This window comes from Rhodanobacter sp. C06 (genome assembly GCF_002001105.1).
Classification (GTDB): Bacteria; Pseudomonadota; Gammaproteobacteria; order Xanthomonadales; family Rhodanobacteraceae; genus Rhodanobacter_A.
Window position 1 is genome coordinate 13,028 of the sequence record NZ_MUNP01000025.1, and the last position, 21,544, is coordinate 34,571.

The window sequence follows — 21,544 nt, forward strand, 5'->3', positions numbered from 1 at the left end:
AATGCCCAAGCTTGCAAAGCCCCTGACTGAACTGGAAGTTCGCAAAGCGAAGCCGCGAGAGCGGGCCTACATGCTCGCCGATGGCAAAGGTCTGTATCTCTCTGTAAGTCCCGCGGGCCTCAAGTCCTGGATCCTGCGCTTTCGCTTACCTGGGAGTAGAACCGCCACCCCAGCGACCATTGGTCACTACCCAACCATGTCCCTCGCAGAGGCTCGTGTCAGGGCCCTGGAAACTGCGCGCGATGCAAAGGCTGGTATAGCTACCGCCGGGGTTCGCAAAGCAATGCGAAGCGCCATTGAGGCAGACATTGCCAGGAAAGACCATCAAGTGTTGGCCGAAGCTCAGGCGCGAGAAGCGCAATTGGAGGCCGTTGCGACCAGGTGGCTTGCCGAGAATCGAGGCCGCTGGCAAAGCGAGACTTTTCGTAAGGCCCGATTGGTCGTCGAGTCGTATTTCATTCCCAGGCTGGGTGCAGCCGATTTGCGCACCCTGCAGACCAAAGACATCCGACCACTGTTGTTGGAGATGAGCAGCAAGGTGCCGCAGCTTGCAAGAAAGGCCCGACAATATATGGGGCAGATCGTGGAGCATGCGATTAACGAAGGTTTGCGCTCCGAGGACAGCAGCCTCCGACTTGCCCGGATTTTGCCGAAGGCAAAACTCGGGCACATGCCAGCTATCACTGACAAGGAGGGCAGACTCGGGGAGTTGATGCGCTCGATCGACATATATGAGAACCCTGTTGTCCGTGCAGCATTGATCTTGCTGACCCTGACTGTGATGCGGCCGGGTGTGGTTGCGAGCGCACGTTGGTCAGAGATCGATCTTGAAAAGGCGGAGTGGGCAATTCCAGGCATGGAACCAGATGGGATCACGAACCGGATGAAGACAGGCCAAGACTTCACCACCCCCTTACCGAGGCAGGCGGTTGAGGCATTGAAGGAAATGCATAGGCGGAGCGCGGGGGAGGAGTACGTATTCCCTCCGCAAGCACGACAGCGGTCATCCCACTTGTCGAGGGATGCTCTGAGCAAAGCCGTCCGCGAGATGGGGTTTAAGGGCGAGCACTCCCCTCATGGCTTTCGTGCGACTTGGCGAACTTTGGGACGTGAGCGGCTGAAGATCGAAGTGGACGTATTGGAGTGTCAGCTCGCCCATGCACCCAAGAGCGAGACAGAGGCCGCTTATGCGCGCCTGAAATTTCTCGACGAGCGGTGTAGGGTGCTTCAGGAATGGGCGAACTATCTCGATCGCTTGCGTGAGGGTGCCGAAGTTGTGCCGTTGAAGAAATCGGCTTGAGCTAAGCGAGGTAATTTTTTTGTGAACACAAACTGAATAAGATGTGACGAATCGGATCCGGATTCCATATTCGACCGCGAAATAAGTCGCTGCTGACTAACCTGAGATTGCCTGCGACATCTGCGGGCCGTTTTGGCATGAACGCCAGAGCGTCACAAGGTCAGGAACTTCAAATGAGTAAAAATGGATCGATGCCTACGGGCGTAGTAAGTCTTCCCTCGGTGATGCGTATGAACGCGGTGATCCAGTGCACGGGTCTGTCCCGCGCAACGATCTACCGGCTGATGGGGGTGGGGCAGTTCCCACGCAGCTTCAAGATCGGCACGACAGCGAGTGGCTGGCTTGAGTCCGAGGTCCGCACATGGGTCAATGAGCGCGCGTCGTCTCGTCTGACTGCCACCCGCAGCGATCGCCCGGTTGCGGCATAGTCCCAGCCCTCAACCTTCCCAATCGAACGCGTCCGTCCTGAGTGTTGCGCTAAAGGCGCGGCAGCGGGCAAACGCGCCCTGAAGATGACGGCGGACGCGATTCGAATGGTATATGGAGAACGTAGTGCATTCTGTATCAACTACAAGTAATCCGGCGATTTATAGCTCTTTATCTAAGCCAAAACTTGTCACTTATCGTGGCGTTTCGGAACACTCCGCGCAGTCTGCGCAAGCCCTTGTACTTGTTGGCCTTAATGATGATCGTGTGGGGCCGCCTAGTGGGCAGCCTTTAGTGGTCGTCAGCAAGGAGGTCGATGAAAATCCCACCCTGCTTCCCGATACAAAGATGTATCCCCTGCAGGTCATTCAGTTCCATGTAACAGGAGCCCCAGGAGACATTCGCCAAGCGCTGCTTCACCACAACAGTTACATGCCTGACCCATCTGTGTTCAAGCAGAAGGTCGTGAACTTGGAAGAGGCCTATCTGCATTCCACCCTATCCAACTGGGAGGGGAAGGCTGCGATGGACAAGGCACTAATCGTGGGAAGCTCCATGTATCGGCGGAACGCAGTGACGTTCACTCTGCGCTTCAATCACAAGAAGGGAGCGACCTTGAGGAAGGAGCTTGGCAACACGTTCCGGAGTCTCCGGAATCAGCTTGGTTCGGTGACGGCTCTGGGGCCAACCTTGATCACGGTGGAGCTCGACAAGCAGGGGCGGCCACATCTTCACGGCATCGTGCAGACGGACGCCAATTTGGCCGATGTTCGAGCTGCTTTGGGTCCTGCAAGTGGAAGGTTGAGCAATCCCACTTTCAGGAAGTTTCGGCTTGATGTGCGTCGCTCCGTGAACCCAGTAGCCTGGGTGACCTACATAACGAAGGACCTCCTGGGACTGCCGGAGCAGGAGTCGGCGAAGCTGATCTACATGTCGCAGTCGGCCAGGCAGTGCGGCAAGCAGCATCTGGGCGAGCTCAGGGGGCTCGCGAAGCAGAAGCTTGGTATCACGCCGGAGTGGCGTGGACGAGCGGCTGCGGTGTGCTCTGGAGGCGGGCACCGCGTTGTCCGGAGGAAGCGGGCGCATTCGTTGCTAAATTGACGGCGACGGGCGGGCTGATATCGCAGGAGGCGCGCGACGCTTGCCTAGCGACGTCTACCCTGACAGTTCGGATTCTCGCCGGAACGACAAGAATCGCGGCAGGCGTAGGTGACATGGCACTTGATGAGAGCGGGATGCAAAATGCAGATTCGACCTTTCCGGAGGAGTCCACATGGCAGTGCCTGATTGGGTGAGCTATGTGAGTCTCGCCGGTGGTGTCATCGGCACAGTGTCCGGATGCATGGCCTACCGGCGCACGGGGCGAATGAAGGCATTGGATCTGCGCCTAGAACTGCGCAAAACGGACAAAGATCTGCGGGACCTGATCGGCGGCCTGGGCGATTTCCTGCAGCAGGCTAACGCTTCCAGGCAGTCTCTGGTTGCGGCCAGTGGCACCTTCCGTTCCGGATCAATGCAAGGATGGCGTATTGAGCTGGAGGCAGATCTGGCAAGGATCAAAGAGCTTGAGGCGGCTCTACCGCCTGCAGATGCCAACTACAAGGGGCATAGCTCTGAGCGACTGGAATCGCTCCTGGTTGATCGTCACGTTCTGCAAACGGAAGCCATGAAGCTTCGTGACAAGTACGAAGCAGCGATGAAACGGGACGACAAGGATCGTGAACAAATAGCCAGAATTCGGTCTAGCTTTCGCCATCCTGGCGTGTGAATTCGAGTGCTCATACCAAGTTACGCGATAGCCCTCCCGGAACGCATGGCGCCAAGCACTCGACGTACTAAGCGCACCAGCTGCAGCTCCTGACGGGAGATCAGCATGCTTGGCGCCAGGTCGGACAGCACCTGATGAAGCTCCGGGTGGTACGCCTCCAGACAGAGGTCGAGCAGCACCTTCGGATCCGTTCCCGCCGCTTTGGCGATGGCCGGGATGCGCGCCAGCGGCACCTTGGTGTCGCCGTTCTTCAGCATCGAGAGGATGTTCGGGGACTCATAGCCGATCTCCTGGGCGATGTCCTTGTTGGTCTTGCCGGAAGCGGCAAGGATGTGTTCGAGGTAGTTGGCGACATCGGCCTTGTTTTTCATGCAGTTTCTCGCTGAGTAGTGAACTAACTCAGTATAGAAATGGGTATAAAAACACGACGACGAATTTCAGGAACGGATCGACGCCGCCACGTCATGCGCTAGCATCGAGAACGTATCTGCTCAGACGTCCGAGACCGTCTGCGTCGATGCACCCCTCGCTGGGCTGGCGCTCGTCCGGCGCGTTCCGGGGAGTCGACTGCTGGAGGTGTATTGGTGTGTGATTCGGCGCGCTTAGAGAGCGTTTGACGCGCAATCAGCAAGGTGTTCGTTGGCGTGAGCTTAATCTGATCGACTGCCCGGCATGTAATGGGGCTGCCGTGAAGCCAAATTGCATCGTGCCCAGCCGGCTCTGGCCGCTAGTCGACAACCCGGCTGCGGAGCGCGCACACTTCTCCAGCCATGAACCAGGGCTGGGGAGACGCATAGGAGCGATCCAATGGGAGTCTTGAGAGTCTTCGGATACAAGGACTTGGTGATCGATAAGCCAGTGGATCACGGGGGTGGCGTATATAACGCCGGAATATCACATCGAGTGTTGTTCGTCCTGGAGGCCCTCACGCAGGAGAATCATCGCTTCTGGGGCGAATACGTGAGGGCGATGAAAGTCTGTGCTAAGAAAACCTCTCATGCATCCGAGATCGAGGCTGCCATCAAAGGCTTCGAAAACGCACTTGAACTGGCTGACAACCCTAATACGAGCGTCTATGTAGTTTATTCGACCTTCGACATGTCGACGGCCAGGGCGAACGACATAAACAAGACGATCAACATCCAGATGTGCATGACGGTCACGACAAGCGCCAAGGATCGCAGCTGTCCCGCCGTGACACACATGGGCATCTTCAGATCACCGCTGTTACCTATCAATGATGATTCCGATGTGCCCCCAGCGTTTGCTAGTATTTTCAAGACGCGCGAAGCCTATCACCAGTTCTATCGCGATAAGCCGGCCAAGGGCATCGCGCTGGTGCTGCATTCGTTCGCTGCGCGCGCTATGACGATGATGTGTCAAGGACGGCCGCTGATGTGGATGATCACGGCGCCGTTACCACACATGGGCAGTCTGCTAGGCGATGTAGGCAAGATCGTCGCAATTGACGAGTCTGAGAAGAAGCCGGTCAGCTCTCATAGTTCTATGGGGATGCCGATGTCGTCCAATCCTATAGGAACGCGTACGTTGCCCAGCCGTGTTGGAGCAACGTCTTCGTCCAGTCGTCTCGGGGCGCCGATGTCGTCTAGTTCTGCGGGGATGCCGATGTTGGCAGGTCGACGCGATAGGTCGACACCGCCCAGTCCGAAAGGGACGCCGTCGTCATCCAGTCCTGAGAGAATGCCGACGTTACCGAAAATTGGTGCCCCCAATCCGGTTAACAATACGAACTCGCAGGCGAAAGGTGCTCCATCGAGTTCGTCATCGCCAGATTCTCCAAGCGAATCATCCTCGTTGGGCGCGCCTACTCAAGTGAACCACCTAACGTATGCGGTGGATCATACAAACCCCATGAAGGTCAGCCTGGAGATCACGTGCGCGGGGTTTCGACGGACATGGAACAGGATGGAGTACCCGTGGCTCTTCGAGCTAGCGTTCAATCCCTCTCACTTGTTTAAAGCGACATTCACAGATTTTCGCGTTCTGGCCGAGTTGCACCAGGACATCGTGATCATGGGAACGGAGCATGCTCCGCCGCTGACGGTGATCACTCCTGGCCCAGGCACGCCCGCTGGACGGGCGCCCCATTCCTCGCTATTGGGTACGGTTCCGCCCAATCAAGGTGCCGCGAAGGGGATGGGGACGGTTGCGACGCCATCGACTCCGCCTAAGTAATATCTGCATCGCCTAGTACGCAATACATTACAACCCGCAAGTTACAGTCACGCCGTCGCCACGGGCAAACCTAGGTCCGACGCGGGCTGTGGCCGTTTTAGCGCATGCCAACGTCAGAACAACCTCATGTCGAACGCGATTGCGAGTCAACCCCCTCGCCCAGCGGAGTGGCATGAGATCGCTGCACATCAACAAGTGCAGTCTCTCTATAAGGGCGAATCCACCCTGACGTGCAGCTCCCGCGACAGAAAAAGCGCACGCCAGGAATGTCCCGGGTCGGAGCGAAGTCTTAGGACCATCCGCGGAACGCGGGCCGGGTGCTGCCGAAGTCAGGGCGTGGCGAGCGAATCTCCATACTTTGCGGGACTGCCCGGCCCTCTGGCCGGTTGGCTGCTCCTGCACTGCAGTTACTTTACGATCCTCAAACGCCCGCTGGCTTTTTCAGGCTCTTGTTTGATGCCGTAGAGCCCGCACAGCTCACTCGGGTAGATGTGCAGAACCTTCGCCAAGTCGGCAATGCTGTATCCGAGATCCCGCAGGTGGAGATCTATCAATTCCGAGAGTACCCGGGTTGGCTCACGCTCGATCGCAATGCTCTCCGGTTCCGCGCGGCGATAGCCCATGGCGCTCATCTGCCGCCACAGGTATTGGGATTGCGCGTCCGAAATGCTCCCTATGGCCTGGCCACACATGATCAGCGCCCCCATGGACGTCCGCCAAATTGGTTTGAGCGCGGCAATCTTGGCGAGGCTGATCTTCTTGTCCAGGAAGTAAGGGCGAATGTCTCGTTTCGGCATTAGGAGCGCGCTCGCGAAACGGTTCGCCTCGTCTTCCATGGTCGGAGAGGGCACGCTGTGCATGACCAGGTGGCCGAGCTCATGAGCCAGCGTGAACCGCTGACGATCTCCCGGTGCGGACTGATCGATGAAGATGCAGGGTGGGGATCCCATCGTACGGATGGTGAGGCCATCTACCCCGATGGTGGATAGGTCACACTCCACGATCAGAATGCCGGCGTGCTCGATGTAGAACGTCAGGTTGTGGAGAGGGCCGCTGGGAATCAGCCACGTCCGGCGCACCATGTCCGCAATCAGATCGATGTTGCCCTGATACTCATCCACATCGAGTGCGGGTAGGGGTAGCTGTGCCTCAACGTCAGCAGCCGCAAGCAGGCGGCGCACGTGCATGAGACGGATGTTGAGGTCGGCCTCCAGTTTCTCCAGCGCACGATTACCGGTGCTCGCCTTACGGCGATACATCGCATTGCCATGCACGCTGATCGGGAGACCGAATGAACGATCGGACTCAAAGAAGATGCTGGAAGGAAAATCGACCGCCTGGGCGAGGCGGTCGATGATGTCAGGTGACGGATCGGCGATGAGGCCTGCTTCAATCTTGGATATGGCGGCTTGCGAGACCTTAGCGTCGGATGCCAGTTGCGCCTGGCTCTTGCCGCGGGCCTGCCGTGCTGTGCGGAGGATGTCTTTGTTGAAGGTGGCCATCACTGCTAACCGGCATCACCGGCTTCGTCTGTCTTGTCGTTCTGGCCTTTGCGGCGGACCAGGCCCGTGCGTCCAGTCGACTCGCTGGGGGCGGGCGTCGAAGCGCTGGCGGCGGGCAGCGAGGCTACAGAATTGTCTAACAAGAGGGAATACGTCCACGCGATGGTGTCGCCCTCACGGGCGACCACTGCGATGTCGCGTAGATCCGTCTGCGTGCGGTTGAGCGAGTAAGTAACTTCGACGCGTTGTGCCGCGGGAACCCCTGTGAGGGGCATCTGGGGGTCATGGAAGGCGAGCGCCTCCTGAGTCGGGTAGTTGCTCGTGAAGCCGGAGCTGTCAGCTTTCTTCAGACGGAAAGAGACCGTGTCGTTGACCAAGAAGTGGTAGGACTCGTTATGGAGAACCACCGTAACACCCGGGACTTCGGCCAATCCGAGAGCGGTGTAGTGAGCCGCCTGCTCCCAGACGAAGTTGGCTCGGCCGCGAGGTCTCCAGTGGAGATATCCAGCACTTTTCCAGTCCTCCCATGCGCGGATGTAGGAACGGATCAGGATCGGTGCCAAGGGCGACAGGGTGGACTGGACAGTCTCAATATCTGCGGTGGCCATGGACAGGTTCCGGGGTTCTGGGAGGGAGGGGAGATGGTGACGACAAAAATACATGCAAAATATAACTTGTTCAATAACCACGCATGCACGTGCATGACCTGCGGCGGGAACGGCGAGAGGGGTATACCGACTAGGTCTGCAGGAAGCGGGCAGGAGGCACAATGAGGGGTTGAACCAGTAGAGAGGCTATCGTGGCGGATGATGCATTAGGGATGCTCAGCTCTTGGTGCGCCACCACTAAATAGGAACCTGCTGTTGATTGGGTCAGATCCAGTCATCGTCCTAGGTGTTGTCTAGGCCAGGCTCGGGCATATTTCTGGTGCCCACATGCCAAAATCGGCCTACGTGACCCGGACGGGTCTGTCTTCGTTGCCGCGACCAAGGACACCCGAGTAGATGAGCGCCCTCCACGACCTGCTGAGCACCTTCCGTCAGGCCGCTGTCACCGAACGCGAAAAGGGCACCTACTTCGAGGAACTCACTCTTGCCTACCTGCGCAACGAGGCCAGCTATCGCGACCTCTACAGCCAGGTGTGGACGTATGCCGACTGGGCGAAGTCGCAGGGCTTGGATGGACGCGATACTGGCATCGATCTGGTGGCCGAGGTGGCCGGAACCGGTGAGCTACACGCCATCCAGTGCAAGCTCTATGCCGAGGACTACAAGCTCCAGAGGAAGGACATCGACAGCTTCTTTACCGCCTCCGGCAAGAAGCCCTTCGTCCACCGCATCATCGTAACCACCACGAGCCGCTGGAGTGAGCACGCCGAAGACGCGCTGCGCGACCAGCAGCCGCCGGTCACCAAGATCGACCTGCACGACCTGGAAACCAGCCAGATCGACTGGGCCAGGTACAAGCCCCACGCCGCCCCGGTTCTTAAGCCACACAAGTCGCCGCGCCCGCACCAGCTAAGTGCGCTGGCGGCCGTGCGTGCTGGGTTGAGCGATGCCGAGCGCGGCAAGCTCATCATGGCCTGCGGCACCGGTAAGACCTATACGGCGCTGAAGATCGCCGAGGATCTCGCCGGCAGGGGCCGGCGCATCCTGTTCCTGGTTCCCAGCCTGTCCCTGTTGTCGCAAACCCTCACCGAGTGGACACAGGAGTCAACCACGCCGCTGCACAGCTTCGCCGTGTGCTCTGATGCCGACGTGGGCAAGAAGCGCAAGGCCGACGACGACGCCGTGCAGACCTTCACTCACGAGCTGCGCTACCCGGCCACCACCGACGCCAAGCGCCTCGCTCTGGAAATGACCAAGCGCCACGATGCCGCCCACATGGACGTGGTGTTCGCCACCTACCACAGCATCGATGTGGTGAGCCGCACCCAGCGTGAGTACAGTCTGCCGGCCTTCGACCTGGTGATCTGCGACGAGGCCCATCGCACCACTGGCGCCACCTTCGAGGGCGAGGACGAAAGCCACTTCGTGCAAGTACACGACGCGGATTTCATCAAAGCCAGCAAGCGGCTCTACATGACCGCCACCCCCCGCATCTACGGTGAGGCGGCCAAGGCCAGCGCCCAGCAGGACAAGGTGGCGCTGGCGTCGATGGACGACGAGGCGCTGTTCGGCAAGCCGCTCTATGTACTCACCTTCTCCGAGGCGGTGAAGCGCGACCTGCTAGTGGACTACAAGGTCATCGTGCTGGCAGTGGAAGAGGCGCACATCAACCGCCGCCTGCAACACCTGCTGAAGGACGACGACAACAGCCTCAAGATGGACGACGCTGCCCGCATCGTGGGTTGCTGGAAGGCGCTCTCCAAGCAGGGACTCACCGAAGACCTCGCCGACGACGGCCACGCCATGCAGCGCGCCGTGGCGTTCTGCCAGGTGATCGAGGCCAAGCCTGGCGCCAAGGTGCGCAAGGTCGGCAGCAAGAACATTCGAGACATGTTCCAGGCCGTGGTGGAAGAATACCAGCGCACCGCCGAAAGCGAGGAGGAGGCCTCTGCCACCCTGCGCTGCGAGGCCGAGCACATCGACGGTGGCATGAACGCCAGCGAGAAAGAGGAAAAGCTCGACTGGCTGAAGGCCACTCCGCCCGAAAACACCTGCCGTGTGCTGTCCAACGTGCGTTGCCTCTCCGAGGGCGTGGACGTGCCAGCGCTGGACGCCGTGTTGTTCCTGACCCCGCGTAACTCGCAGGTGGACGTGGTGCAGTCGGTGGGCCGCGTGATGCGCAAGGCGCCGGGCAAGACGCGCGGTTACATCGTGCTGCCGGTGGTGATCCCTGCCGGCGTCGAGCCGCACAAGGCGCTGGACGACAACAGCACCTACAAGGTGGTATGGCAGGTTCTGCAGGCCTTGCGCTCCCATGACGACCGTTTCGACGCGATGGTCAACAAGCTCGACCTGATCGGCAAGGACACCAGCAAAATGGAAGTGGTGGCCGTCACCGACAAGGTGCTGCGGCGAGCCGCCAACCTCAAGGTTAGCAAGACCACCCAGCACGCCAATCTGGCTCGCGGCGGGGGTGCCATCGGCCGTGCGGTGGCCGAGCCGCGCCCCGAGCAGGCGGAAATGGCGTTCGAGATCGGCGAGATCGAGCGCGCCATCTACGCCAAGCTGGTGCAGAAGGTCGGTAACCGCCACCACTGGGAGGATTGGGCCGGCGACATTGCCAAGATCGCCAACACCCACATCGACCGTATCCACGCCATCCTGGAAGACCCGGTCCACGCCAATGAGCGCGAAGTGTTCGGGGAGTTTGCCGCCGAATTGCGCGACGACCTCAACGACGGCATCAGCGACGACGAGATCATCGAGATGCTGGCGCAGCACCTCATCACCAAGCCGGTGTTCGATGCGCTGTTCGAGGGCTACAGCTTCGCCAGCCACAACCCCATGTCGCTGGCCATGCAGAAGGTGCTGGACGCGCTGGAGGAACATCGGCTGGACAAGGAGGCCGACACGCTCACCCAGTTCTACGACAGCGTGAAGCTGCGCGCGCAAGGCATCGACTCGGCGGCCGCCAAGCAGAAGATCGTGGTGGAGCTTTACGACAAGTTCTTCCGCAATGCCTTCCCGCGTATGACCGAGCGCCTGGGTATCGTCTACACCCCAGTGGAAGTGGTGGATTTCATCATCCACAGCGTGGAGCACATCCTGCGCAACGAGTTCGGCGAAGGGCTGGGCAGCAAGAACGTCCACATCCTCGACCCGTTCACAGGCACCGGCACCTTCATCACCCGCCTGATGCAGTCCGGCCTCATCAGCCCGGCGCAGTTGCCACACAAGTACCGGCACGAAATCCACGCCAACGAACTGGTGCTGCTGGCCTACTACATCGCCGCCATCAACATCGAATCCACCTATCACGACATCGTGGGCGGCGACTATGTGCCTTTCGAGGGCATCTGCCTCACCGACACCTTCCAGATGTACGAGAAGGACGATCTGGTCGATGCGCTGCTGGTGGACAACAGCGCGCGGCGTAAGCGTCAGAAAACGTTGGATATCCGTGTGATTCTCGGGAATCCACCGTATTCGGCAGGGCAAAAGAGTGAGAACGACAACGCCGACAATCTCGCTTACCCACATCTGGATGCGCGTATCCGAAGCACCTATGCCGCGTGGTCCAAAGCCACTTTGGCCAAGGGGCTATACGATAGCTACATCCGTGCAATCCGCTGGGCAAGTGATCGCCTTGGCAATTCCGGCGTAATAGGGTTCGTCACCAATGCTGGCTGGCTGGACGCAAACACAGCCGATGGGTTGCGCCTGTGCTTGGCCGAGGAGTTTTCCAGCGTCCATGTGTTCCACTTGCGTGGCAACGCTCGAACCAGCGGCGAGCAGCGCCGCAAAGAAAAGGACAACGTATTCGGCATGGGCAGTCGTGCACCCATTGCGATCTCGCTGCTAGTGAAGAATCCACACGCGAAAGAGCGAGGTCGCATCCATTTCCATGACATAGGTGATTACCTGAGTCGCGAGGACAAGCTGGCGAAGGTCGCCGCATTCGGCAGCATCGCCGGCATCAGCGAAGCGAACGCATGGGAATCCATCACACCAGATCAGCATGGCGACTGGTTGCGCCAGCGCGATGACAGCTTCGGTCAATTCATTCCACTTGGGGATAAGAGGGGCAATGGACTGAAACTGTTCGACAATTTCTCGCAAGGCGTGCTCACCGCGCGAGATGCGTGGTGCTACAGCGCTAGCAAGGACGCTGTCGAGACCAACATGGAACGCATGGTCTCCTTCTATAACGATGAGGTGGCGCGTTTCGACAGAGCTTGTATTGGACTCGACCGAAAAACGCGCGAGAAGCGAGTGGACGATTTGGTTGACAATGATGCCAGTCGAATCAGTTGGACGGCGAATATCAAGCAGGAACTAATCAAGGGGCGCACATTCGATTTCGAGTCGAAAGGTGTGGTGCGCAGCCTGTATCGTCCCTTCACCAAGCAATGGGTGTATTTCAATCGCAGCTTCAACGAAAGAGTCTACCAAATGCCGCGCATCTTCCCAGACGTGGAGATGGGGAATCGGGTGATCTGCGCCTTGGGTGCGGGGAGTAGAAAGGACTTTTCCGTGCTGATGGCGGATGCGATACCGAACTTCGACAGCATGGAAAAAGGTCAGTGCTTTCCGGAGCACCTGTATGAAACAGGCGCAGCTGCAGCAATAGCAGCGAGCAGCGAGCAGCGAGCAGCGAGCAGCGAGCAGCGAGCAGCGAGCAGCGAGCAGCGAGCAGCGAGCAGCGAGTATACCGTTTGGCAGCCTGACAGATCCGAGTCACACGACCAACCTGGTGATTTGTCTAACCCTGAGTGGAACGAAGGGCTTCTCGGTGTTGATGACAGATACGTTGCCGGACAACCATCTGATCGGCGATTCCCAGTGCTTCCCGATGTTTCTCTACGAAGCAGAGGAGACCGGGCAATGAGTGCTGCAACCCAAACCACCAGCGATGATCTGTTCCAGCAGGAACGGGAGCAGCGGAAAATCGTTCGCCGCGATGGCATCACCGATGCTGGCCTTGCACACTTCCAGGCCGCCTATCTTGGCGAGACGATCAGCAAGGAAGACATTTTTTATTACGTCTACGGCTTGCTGCACTCGCCCGACTACCGCGAACGCTACGCCGACAACCTTGCTAAGGAGCTGCCGCGCATTCCCTGCGCCAAGACTGCGGCGGACTTCTGGGCCTTCAGCAAGGCCGGTCGTGCGTTGGCCGACCTGCACCTGAACTACGAAACCGTGCCGATGTATGCGAGCGCGAAGATCGAAACAGGCGGCAGGAAACTTGCCGACGCCGACTATCGCGTCGAAAAGATGAAGGTGCCCAAGACCGGTGGCGTGAAAGACCTCACCCGCCTCATCTACAACGCCCACATCACTATCACCAACATCCCGCCCGAAGCCTACGACTATGTCGTCAATGGCAAGCCCGCGCTGGACTGGGTGATCGAGCGCCAGTGCGTGAAGACCGACAAGGACAGCGGCATCGTCAACGATGCCAACGACTGGGCTATTGAGACGATGGGGAACCCACGCTATCCGTTGGAACTGTTCCTGCGAGTGGTGACGGTTAGTCTGGAGACGATGAAGGTCGTTCGAGGTCTGCCGAAGCTGGACATATAATGGCGTGATGTCCCATGGACGAGGGGGGGATATGGGATCAATCAGGAACGAGTACCACAGGTATCTCACCGCGCTCGCTGATTCGGGAGCGCCCGAGGACACACGTCGACTTGCCTATGTGATTTGGCACCATCTCGATGCCTTGGCCGCACTTGGCGCAACTCGACGCGCTCGATCGACGCGGCTTGCGCCATTGGTCCTGAGAGAAATGGCAGTTGCGCCCGTTGAAGTGCCAGAGCTGCAGCTCAATGAAGGGAATGTACGCCCGTTTGTTCGTTTGAACAAACTGGTGGTTGGGCCGTTTCGTGGTTTCATGAGCCAGGAGACCTTTGACCTGAGCAGGCCGATCACCCTCGTGTATGGCGCCAATGGCACGGGTAAGAGCAGCTTCTGTGAAGCGCTTGAACATGCCTTGCTTGGGACGATCAATGAGGCGGAAGCAAAGCGCATCAATCAGCGCACCTATTGCGACAACGCTCGGCTTCAACGTCATGAAAGGCCGAAGCTCGAAGTATTGAGCGAGGCTGGAGAGCTGGTCGCCTGCACGCCGAACGAAGAGGCGCTGAGATTTTGTTTCGTTGAACGAAATCGGATCGAGGGATTTGCACGCATTGCGGCACGAACGCCCGGTGATCAGCGGCAACTCATTGCCACGCTTTTTGGTGTTGATGAGTTCAATGAGTTCGTGAAGGGATTCAATCCTGATCTGGACAACGAGCTCGACCTTGAGGGGCAAAAGGCGAAGGAGCTGCAGCTCAGGCGGCAGGCGTTGTCGGCTGCAGAGCAGACCGTCAAGGATCACGCCAATCAGCATGCGGCGTTCAAGGCGCAAGACGAGGCGTGGGCTCAGCAGGTTCTTCCAGGGCAACCTTACCTGGAGGTCAGGCGCTGGCTGCTAGGAGAGGGGGAGGTGAAGGGAAGGCTTGCAGATGTACGGACTGCGTTGGATGCACCGCTTCCTGCCGTGCGGAACCTTCGGCGATCCGACCTAGAAGACAGGCTTCGAGTTGTTGCCGAAATCAGCGGTGAGCTCGAAAAGCTGACAGCGCAGCTCGGGGCACGGGCGGCGGAGGTGTCATTCCAGCAACTCTACGAGGCAGTTGACGCCCTGGCCGGGACGAGTCCGGACGACTGCCCAGCTTGTGGAACCCCTATCGCACAGGCGCGTTTTAATCCCTTTGATCGTGCGCGAGAGGGGTTGAAGCAACTCGCAGAGCTGGCAGGGCTGCAACGACAACAGAATGGTTTCCGGGAAACGCTGGCCAATGGGCAGCACGACCTTTTCTCGTACATGCACCGAGTGGTCAATGCCATGCGAGAGGCTGGCATCGATCTCAGTGATTTGCCGAACCTTCCTGGACAACCCCAAGGTAAGTGGCTGGCTGGTTGGCTTGAGCATGATCGTGCGGCATGGAACCGCCTGCTTGCAGCGGTGGCAGGGTTCGAAGGGCAGGATCAACAGGTGATGCAGGCGCAGCAAGAGCGCGCTCTATTGCGTGCGGAGCGCGATCGGTTGGAGGTATTAGAGCTTGCCCATGTCCGGCTGATGGCTGAGAAGGATGCTTGGCAACGTCGGCTCGACGAAGCGAACACGTTGATTCAGCGCTTTGAAGAGGACAATCGAGAGCTGATCGACGAGGTGGGGGCCGAGGCTACAGTGGTTGCCCATCATCGACGCATCAAGGTTGCCTATGACGACTTTCTCCCTCGGTTGCGCGACTACACGACGGGCCTGCCTGCACGCCTTTTGCAGGGGCTGGGCGATCAGGCACGGCAGTTTTACAACGGGTTCAACCGGGAGGATCCACCAGGAGACCTCCTAGCTGCGTTATACCTGCCCGTGGCGGAAAACGAAAAGCTTGAGCTTGAATTCGTGGGGGAGCCGGGTAAGCGTTATGACGCGCTGATGATTCTCAGTGAAGGACATATCCGCTGTCTGGGGCTGGCGATTCTGATGGCAAAGAATGCAGTGGAGAACTGTCCCGTTGTCATCTTCGACGATGCGGTGAATGCTATCGATGACGATCACCGGGCGGGCATCTGGCGGACCCTGTTTCAGGACGGCTTGGTTGGTGACAAGCAAATCGTGTTGACCTCTCATGCCGAAGAATTCCTGCAGCGCATCGAGCAAGGCATGGACGCGCAACGGGTAAAGAACGATGTGCAGAGGTTCAAATTCTTGCCGCACGATGGTGAGCATGAGCTCCGCGTGGATACCGACGCACCAACCAAGAACTACGTGTCTCTGGCGCAGCAGGATCTTGACCAAGACAGCAAGCGCGACGCCCTACGGAATTGCCGATACGGGTTGGAGAACTTGACTGATCGGCTGTGGAATTGGATGTCTCGCCGAGAATTCGGCCCAATCGAACTCAAGTTGGGCAGACCACGAGCTCCTTACGAGCTCAACGACAAGTGCAGCAAGCTGCGCGCCAAGCTTCGGGGGCGAGAAGATCCTCCTGCGTTAAAGGGCGCTTTTGAAGCGTTGGACAAGCTATTGGGCGTCAACGCCGGATCAATCGAATGGCGCTACCTGAATTCAGGTGTCCATGATGCCGAGATCAATCATGAATTTGATCGATCGACCGTTCGGACGATCGTGGAGGCTTTGGCGCAGCTTGACCACTCACTCGCGGAGCTTCAACAGCGGCGGAATTGAAACAACTTCCGCGGACAAGACGCTAATCGGAACGCGGACGATGAAAGGAGAACGATTCGCCACACCGGCCATGAGCGATTCCAATCCCCGGCCACAGTATAAAGTGCATTTGGGATGGTCTGGAGCCTGAGCTTCCTGTGGTTCCTACCCGACTACCGCGCATCAGTGCTCTAGCATCGTGTGCTCTTACTACTGACACGCGAGGTGCCGATGCGCTTTCACCACATCCTGACCGTCTCCGAGAAAGCACTGACCTCACGCTTGGGCGACCGGCTGGCGCTCGAACGCGAGCTTGGTCGCGCTGTGCTGACCGCGTGCCTGGGTGCATCAGTCGATGTAGCTGGCCCGGAACTGATCGCCCAGCGCGAGGTCATCGCGAAGCAAGGTCTCGTCCGTTACGTGGATGAGTTCGGAAGCCAGGATCTAGCCGTTTTCGTCTGCAGCCAAGGGCGGTTGCAACCCAGCGGCAGTTGCTTCGACAGCTACGTGTTGACGGAGGCAGCAGCCATGCTGGCTGCCGATCTGAAGCACGTCAGGACGAACAGGTGCTGACGGATCCGTTTGCGTAGCCGTCACGCTTCGCCGAAGCTGATACAAATCTGCATGGAGCACAGACATGAAGCACCCGATCCCACTACATCGTCGTCTCTGGCTGCTGGCTCAGTGGCCCTTCTCCAGTAGCGCACGCGAGACCTGGTACGTCCTCAGGAGGCCGGCGAATGCACGCCGGGTGCTGCAATCGATCGAACAGCTGAAGCGTGGGGAGTTGGTCGAGCGTGATATCGAAGATTTGCTGCGGCGTGAGAAAGATGAGTAGCCAGTAAGGCTGGCAAATGCCCGTCGGGTGCTGCAGTCAGTCGAGCAGCTGAAGCGTGAGGAGTTGGTCGGGACGAGATGCACAGGGGCACTGCTCGGATGCGAATCGTCCGCACACTATTCGTTCAGTATGATGCCCGGGTAGGGACTCGAATCGCTGGCGGTCTTACTGGCAAGCGCGCCAGCTTGTGTATGTATTTGTGCATGAAATTCTCACGAACTCTTAGAAAATTGTTATTTATCAGTGCATTAGTGTTTTAATTGGGTCTCCTCTTGGCACCAATCGCGAGTTTTCGGGAAACCGGAACTTCAGGAAAACCCGCCGCTTGGCGGGTTTTTTCTTGCCCGTATCTGTCAGCAAAACTCACGGCATGTCGGGCCAGCCAGCTTGGCCGTGGCCTGCCGGTTTGGCGGACACGATGCGTAGGTATTGGCTGACAGAGTGCGCGGGCGCTGTATGGCACAGTGCTTGGGATCGACGGTCCGGGTTCCCCCGGGTCGTCGTCCTGCCGCATCGCGGCTCGCGCCCAGGGATCGCCCGCATGATGCTTGTCTCGCTCATCCAGACCACCGCGTATCGCTGGAGCGTCCGTCGCGGCAACACCGTCTTGTTCCGCGAGTTGCTGCTGGGTCCGGCCATCACGCTGGCGCGGGAGATCGCGCGCGACGAGCATCTGTGCAGCGGGCGTGCCATCTGTGTGGAGATGCAGGGTATCGGCGGCCCGATTCGGCTGGCCTCGTATGCAAGGCCGCCGGTCGATGCGACGGAAGTCTCATCCGGAGATTCCGTGGCGGCTTGAGCCGGATCGACGCGGGCGTTTTGCTTGCATCCTTCGGCGAAGCCGCCTAGCTTCCACTGGAGGGCAAGGCAGCGGTGCATGCATGCGCCGCGCTTGGCTACATACCGGCAACCAGGAGCATCCATCAGGGAGGGCAGGGCATGATCCAGATCGTTCTGATCGACGACCACGAACTCGTGCGCACGGGTTTCCGGATGATCCTGCAGCAGCAGCCGGACATGGCCATCTGCGGCGAGGCGGCGAGCGCCGAGGAAGGTCTGCGCCTGATCCGCAGCCTCAAGCCGGAGATCGCCTTGGTGGACGTGCACATGCCGGGCATGAGCGGCATCGAGCTCACCGAACGTGTGAGCCGGGCCGAACTGGCCACGCGCATCGTGGTGGTCACCGTGGTGGACGACGGCCGCTTTCCGAAGCGCCTGCTCGATGCCGGCGCCTCGGGTTATCTGACCAAGGGCTGCAGCGCCGATGAACTGGTGACGGCGGTGCGCCAGGTGGCTGTCGGCCGGCGCTATCTCGCGCCAGCGGTGGCGCAGCAGCTGGCGCTGGCCACGCTGGACGGCAGCAGCTCACCATTCGATGCGCTGTCCAGCCGCGAGCTCGAGGTGGCGATGATGCTGGTGCGCGGCAAGCCGTTGACGATGATCGGCGAACAGCTCAACCTGAGCCCGAAGACGGTGTCGACCTACAAGCAGCGGCTGATGGAGAAGCTGCGCGTGGAGCACGTGCTTGGGCTGGCCCACCTGATGACGGCGCATGGACTGATCGACGCGCCGAACCACCAGGTAGGTGCCTGAGCCCATCACCCAGCGGATATTGGGCCACAAAAAAAGCCGGACTCGCGTCCGGCTTTTTCGTGGCGCATGGCCAAGCGTCAGGGCGCCGCGTCTTGCCGGGACTCTTCTTCCGTCGGTGCGTCGTCGGGCTTCGCCTCGGACGCAGCCGGAGCCGGCGTGTTCGCGGCTTCGACATGGCCAAGCAGGTCGCCTTGTCGCGGCTGCACGACGGCAGGCGCGGGCGCGGCATGCCCGTTGAGGGCGGCGTGCGAAGGCTCGGCGTGTGCCGCCGTGTCCATCGACGGGAGCGGAGCGGGAGCCGGGACTGGCGCTGGTGCGGCAGCTTCCTTCGGCGCGACGACCGCTGACGCGGATTCGCGCGCCGGGTTCGCTTCGCCGTCAGCGATGATGTTCGTCTCGACCGGGCGCGCCACGTCCGTCGCCGGGATGCCCGGCGAAGCCGGCTTTTCCGGGATCGGCGGCAGCGGCGGCAGGCTGAAGGCGGTGGCGACCGCGGCGGCCAGCGGCGCTTCGGTCAGCACCACGCGCGCGGATTCGGAACGCTCGGCCTGCACCGGCGTGCTGCGGGGCCCGGGAGCAGCGCGAGGCGCGACAGGAGCGGGCGATGCCGCTGCGACAGCCTCGGCGACGACCTTGTCGGCCACGGCCGGGTTTGCCGCGTCGGCGGGCGAAGGCGTCGTCGCTGGCGTGGGTTCCTCCCCACCGGTGGCATCGGCCTCGTCGCGGTCCTCGTCGTCCAGCTCGTTGAGCTGGTCGGCGTTCTCCGGCATGCCGGCGGCGTCCTCGTGGCGACGACGGCGGCGACCGCCACGGCGACCACGGCGACGGCGCGAGGGGTTCTCGGCGTCGCCGGCAGCATCGGCGTTTTCGGGAGCCCCGGTCGCCACCAGTGCGACCAGCTTGGTTTCGTCGACGGACTCGGCGGGTGCTGGCGCAACGGCAGGGCGCGGTGTCGGCGCTTCCGGCTTCGGTGCCGCGACCGCAGCAGGTGCTGGAGTCGTCGCCGGCTTGCGCTCGGCACGTTCCGGCTGAGCGGCCTTGTTGCCGTCCGCGGCGTTGTTCCGCGGCGGCTGCTGGCGTTCCTGCTTCGGCGCCTGCGCATTGGACTGCTGCTGGCGCGATCCGCCCTCGTTGCCCTGCTGGCGGTTGCTGCGATTTTGCTGTTGCTGCTGCTGGTTCGGCTTGGCCGACGGCGTGCCGCCATCGCGGCGCTGGCGGTTGTTGCCCTGCTGCGCATTGCGGTTGCGCTCATCGCGTCGCGGCTGCTGCGGGCGGTTGCCGCGCGGCTGGCCATTGTCGTTGGCGCCCGCCGATGCGGTGGTCGTCGCGGCAGTGGCCGGGGCGGCGGCGCTGTGGCGGAACCAGCCGAACAGGCGCGAGATGATGCCGCCGGTCGGGGCGGTGGCGACCGGCGCGGGTGCCGCCGCCTGGCGGCGCGCCTGCACGGGCTGCGGCACGGGGGCGGCCGCTTCCTCGCGCACCGGCGCCGGTGTGGCCGGCACGATGCCGCTGACCGCGGGCTGCTCGTTGCTGCCCAGCGCCTGGCCCATCTTCGGGATCGGCGTCGCTTCGACCGCGGTGAGGCGCTCGTAGCTGGGCTTGCTGTGCTCGCCCATGTCCGCTTCCTTGATCCGCTGGATCTCGATATGCGGCGTCTCCAGCTTGTCGTCGGCCACGATCACCACGTGCGCCTTGTGGCGCAGCTCGATCTCGACCACGCTGGCGCGCTTCTCGTTGAGCAGGAAGTTCGCCACCGTGGGCGGCGCCTGCACCAGCACCTGGCCGGTGTTGTCCTTCATCGCGTGCTCTTCGATGAGGCGCAGGGTGGACAGCGCCAGCGATTCCACGCTGCGGATCTGGCCGTGGCCTTCGCAGCGCGGGCAGACGATCTGGGTGGCTTCGCCCAGGCTCGGGCGCAGGCGCTGGCGCGACATCTCCAGCAGGCCGAAGCGGCTGATGCGGCCGATCTGCACGCGGGCGCGGTCGAGCTTCAGCGCATCCTTGAGCCTGTCCTCGACCTCGCGCTGGTGGCGCGGGCTGTCCATGTCGATGAAGTCGATAACGATCAGGCCGCCGGCGTCGCGGATGCGGCACTGGCGGGCGATCTCCACCGCGGCCTCGAGGTTGGTGTTGAACGCCGTCTCCTCGATATCCGAGCCCTTGGTGGCCTTGGCCGAGTTGATGTCGATCGCGGTGAGCGCCTCGGTCTGGTCGATCACGATCGAGCCGCCGGAGGGTAGGCGCACCTGGCGGTCGAACACGCTCTCGATCTGGCTCTCGATCTGGTAGCGGTTGAACAGCGGGGTGTCGTCCTTGTACAGCTTGAGCTTGCGCAGCGAGGTGGGCATCACCTGCTGCATGAACTCGCGGGCGTCCTCGTACAGCGATTCCTCGTCGATCAGGATCTCGCCGATGTCGCTGCGCAGGTAGTCGCGCAGGGCGCGGATGAACAGCTTGGATTCCTGGTAGATCAGGAACGGCGCCTTGCGCTTGCTGGCGGCCTCGGAGATCGAGCGCCACAGGGTCAGCAGGTAGTCCAGATCCCACTGCAGCTCTTCGGCGTCACGGCCCAGGCCGGCAGTGCGCACGATCAGGCCCACGTCGTCGGGCACGGTGACGTGCTCCAGGGCTTCCTTCAGGGCCTGCCGGTCCTCACCCTCGATCCGGCGCGAGACGCCGCCGGCCTTCGGGTTGTTCGGCATCAGCACCATGTAGCGGCCGGCCAGCGAGATGAAGGTGGTCAGGGCGGCACCCTTGTTGCCGCGTTCCTCCTTCTCGACCTGCACGACGACTTCCTGGCCCTCCTTGAGAAGGTCTCGGATGCCCGACTTGTGCGGGTTGAGGCCGGGGGTGAAGTACTGGTCGGCGATTTCCTTCAGCGGCAGGAAACCGTGGCGTTCGGCGCCGTAGTCGACAAAGCAGGCTTCCAGGGATTGCTCGACGCGGGTGATGCGGCCTTTGTAAATATTGGCCTTTTTCTGCTCGCGGGAGGGGATTTCGATGTCGAGGTCGTAGAGGTTCTGGCCATCGACGATGGCCACGCGCAACTCTTCACGCTGAGTTGCGTTGATCAACATGCGCTTCATTGT

Annotated in this window: 14 protein-coding genes; 10 read left to right on the forward strand and 4 right to left on the reverse strand. The window is 60.6% G+C overall.

The genetic code is table 11. The features are described from left to right. Position 1: 1 nt before the first annotated feature. From B0E52_RS01485 to B0E52_RS01505, 3 genes are all read left to right on the forward strand, one after another. A complete protein-coding gene (locus B0E52_RS01485) occupies positions 2–1,300 on the forward strand; it encodes an integrase arm-type DNA-binding domain-containing protein (protein ID WP_077481047.1) in 1,299 nt (432 codons plus the stop codon). 720 nt (positions 1,301–2,020) lie between these two features. Further along, positions 2,021–2,827: a hypothetical protein gene (locus B0E52_RS01500; protein ID WP_139351544.1), complete on the forward strand. Its 807-nt coding sequence runs from the start codon at positions 2,021–2,023 to the stop codon at positions 2,825–2,827. A 172-nt stretch (positions 2,828–2,999) separates the two neighbouring features. Continuing rightward, positions 3,000–3,494 carry a hypothetical protein gene (locus B0E52_RS01505; protein WP_139351545.1) on the forward strand — a complete coding sequence of 165 codons (495 nt, stop codon included), beginning with the start codon at positions 3,000–3,002 and terminating at the stop codon, positions 3,492–3,494. 20 nt (positions 3,495–3,514) lie between these two features. On the opposite strand, the gene B0E52_RS01510 is transcribed toward B0E52_RS01505, so the two are convergent. Next, entirely contained in the window at positions 3,515–3,865 is a 351-nt protein-coding gene (locus B0E52_RS01510) for a hypothetical protein (protein WP_077481057.1), read from the reverse strand. 532 nt (positions 3,866–4,397) lie between these two features. Between B0E52_RS01510 and B0E52_RS18245 the strand changes: the two genes are divergently transcribed. Further along, positions 4,398–5,690 (forward strand): hypothetical protein, encoded by a 1,293-nt coding sequence (locus B0E52_RS18245; protein ID WP_139351546.1) that lies wholly within the window; start codon positions 4,398–4,400, stop codon positions 5,688–5,690. A gap of 407 nt (positions 5,691–6,097) precedes the next feature. Here the strand turns inward: B0E52_RS18245 and B0E52_RS01515 are convergent, their stop codons facing one another. After that, positions 6,098–7,192, reverse strand: a complete 1,095-nt coding sequence (locus B0E52_RS01515) for an ImmA/IrrE family metallo-endopeptidase (RefSeq protein ID WP_077481059.1) — start codon at positions 7,190–7,192, stop codon at positions 6,098–6,100. 5 nt (positions 7,193–7,197) lie between these two features. After that, complete coding sequence (locus B0E52_RS01520; RefSeq protein ID WP_077481061.1) at positions 7,198–7,800, reverse strand: hypothetical protein; 603 nt, start codon at positions 7,798–7,800, stop codon at positions 7,198–7,200. 396 nt (positions 7,801–8,196) lie between these two features. On the opposite strand from B0E52_RS01520, the gene B0E52_RS01525 reads away from it, so the two are divergent. The 6 genes from B0E52_RS01525 to B0E52_RS01550 all read left to right on the forward strand — a co-directional run bounded on the left by B0E52_RS01525 (position 8,197) and on the right by B0E52_RS01550 (position 18,455). Next, on the forward strand, positions 8,197–13,386 hold the full coding sequence (locus B0E52_RS01525) for a type ISP restriction/modification enzyme (protein WP_077481063.1): 5,190 nt from the start codon (positions 8,197–8,199) through the stop codon (positions 13,384–13,386). A 208-nt stretch (positions 13,387–13,594) separates the two neighbouring features. Continuing rightward, positions 13,595–16,045 (forward strand): AAA family ATPase, encoded by a 2,451-nt coding sequence (locus B0E52_RS01530; RefSeq protein ID WP_254426666.1) that lies wholly within the window; start codon positions 13,595–13,597, stop codon positions 16,043–16,045. Positions 16,046–16,255: 210 nt separating this feature from the next. Next, positions 16,256–16,597, forward strand: coding sequence for a hypothetical protein (locus tag B0E52_RS01535; RefSeq protein ID WP_077481067.1), 342 nt, complete (start codon positions 16,256–16,258; stop codon positions 16,595–16,597). Between the two features lie 64 nt (positions 16,598–16,661). After that, positions 16,662–16,862: a hypothetical protein gene (locus tag B0E52_RS01540; RefSeq protein WP_077481069.1), complete on the forward strand. Its 201-nt coding sequence runs from the start codon at positions 16,662–16,664 to the stop codon at positions 16,860–16,862. Between the two features lie 541 nt (positions 16,863–17,403). Then, positions 17,404–17,661, forward strand: coding sequence for a hypothetical protein (locus B0E52_RS01545; RefSeq protein ID WP_077481071.1), 258 nt, complete (start codon positions 17,404–17,406; stop codon positions 17,659–17,661). Positions 17,662–17,801: 140 nt separating this feature from the next. After that, entirely contained in the window at positions 17,802–18,455 is a 654-nt protein-coding gene (locus B0E52_RS01550; protein ID WP_077481073.1) for a response regulator, read from the forward strand. 77 nt (positions 18,456–18,532) lie between these two features. Here B0E52_RS01550 and B0E52_RS01555 read toward each other — a convergent pair whose 3' ends face one another. Next, entirely contained in the window at positions 18,533–21,541 is a 3,009-nt protein-coding gene (locus B0E52_RS01555; RefSeq protein ID WP_077481075.1) for an Rne/Rng family ribonuclease, read from the reverse strand. Positions 21,542–21,544 lie beyond the last annotated feature (3 nt).

Bases quoted from the DNA above. Each gene is read 5' to 3' on its own strand.
- B0E52_RS01510 (WP_077481057.1), bottom strand. From the start codon at position 3,865: ATGAAAAACAAGGCCGATGTCGCCAACTACCTCGAACACATCCTTGCC.
- B0E52_RS01555 (WP_077481075.1), bottom strand. From the start codon at position 21,541: ATGAAGCGCATGTTGATCAACGCAACTCAGCGTGAAGAGTTGCGCGTG.
- B0E52_RS01540 (WP_077481069.1), top strand. From the start codon at position 16,662: ATGAAGCACCCGATCCCACTACATCGTCGTCTCTGGCTGCTGGCTCAG.
- B0E52_RS01520 (WP_077481061.1), bottom strand. From the start codon at position 7,800: ATGGCCACCGCAGATATTGAGACTGTCCAGTCCACCCTGTCGCCCTTG.
- B0E52_RS01485 (WP_077481047.1), top strand. From the start codon at position 2: ATGCCCAAGCTTGCAAAGCCCCTGACTGAACTGGAAGTTCGCAAAGCG.
- B0E52_RS01515 (WP_077481059.1), bottom strand. From the start codon at position 7,192: ATGGCCACCTTCAACAAAGACATCCTCCGCACAGCACGGCAGGCCCGC.
- B0E52_RS01545 (WP_077481071.1), top strand. From the start codon at position 17,404: ATGATGCTTGTCTCGCTCATCCAGACCACCGCGTATCGCTGGAGCGTC.
- B0E52_RS01535 (WP_077481067.1), top strand. From the start codon at position 16,256: ATGCGCTTTCACCACATCCTGACCGTCTCCGAGAAAGCACTGACCTCA.
- B0E52_RS01550 (WP_077481073.1), top strand. From the start codon at position 17,802: ATGATCCAGATCGTTCTGATCGACGACCACGAACTCGTGCGCACGGGT.
- B0E52_RS01525 (WP_077481063.1), top strand. From the start codon at position 8,197: ATGAGCGCCCTCCACGACCTGCTGAGCACCTTCCGTCAGGCCGCTGTC.
- B0E52_RS01530 (WP_254426666.1), top strand. From the start codon at position 13,595: ATGGCAGTTGCGCCCGTTGAAGTGCCAGAGCTGCAGCTCAATGAAGGG.
- B0E52_RS01505 (WP_139351545.1), top strand. From the start codon at position 3,000: ATGGCAGTGCCTGATTGGGTGAGCTATGTGAGTCTCGCCGGTGGTGTC.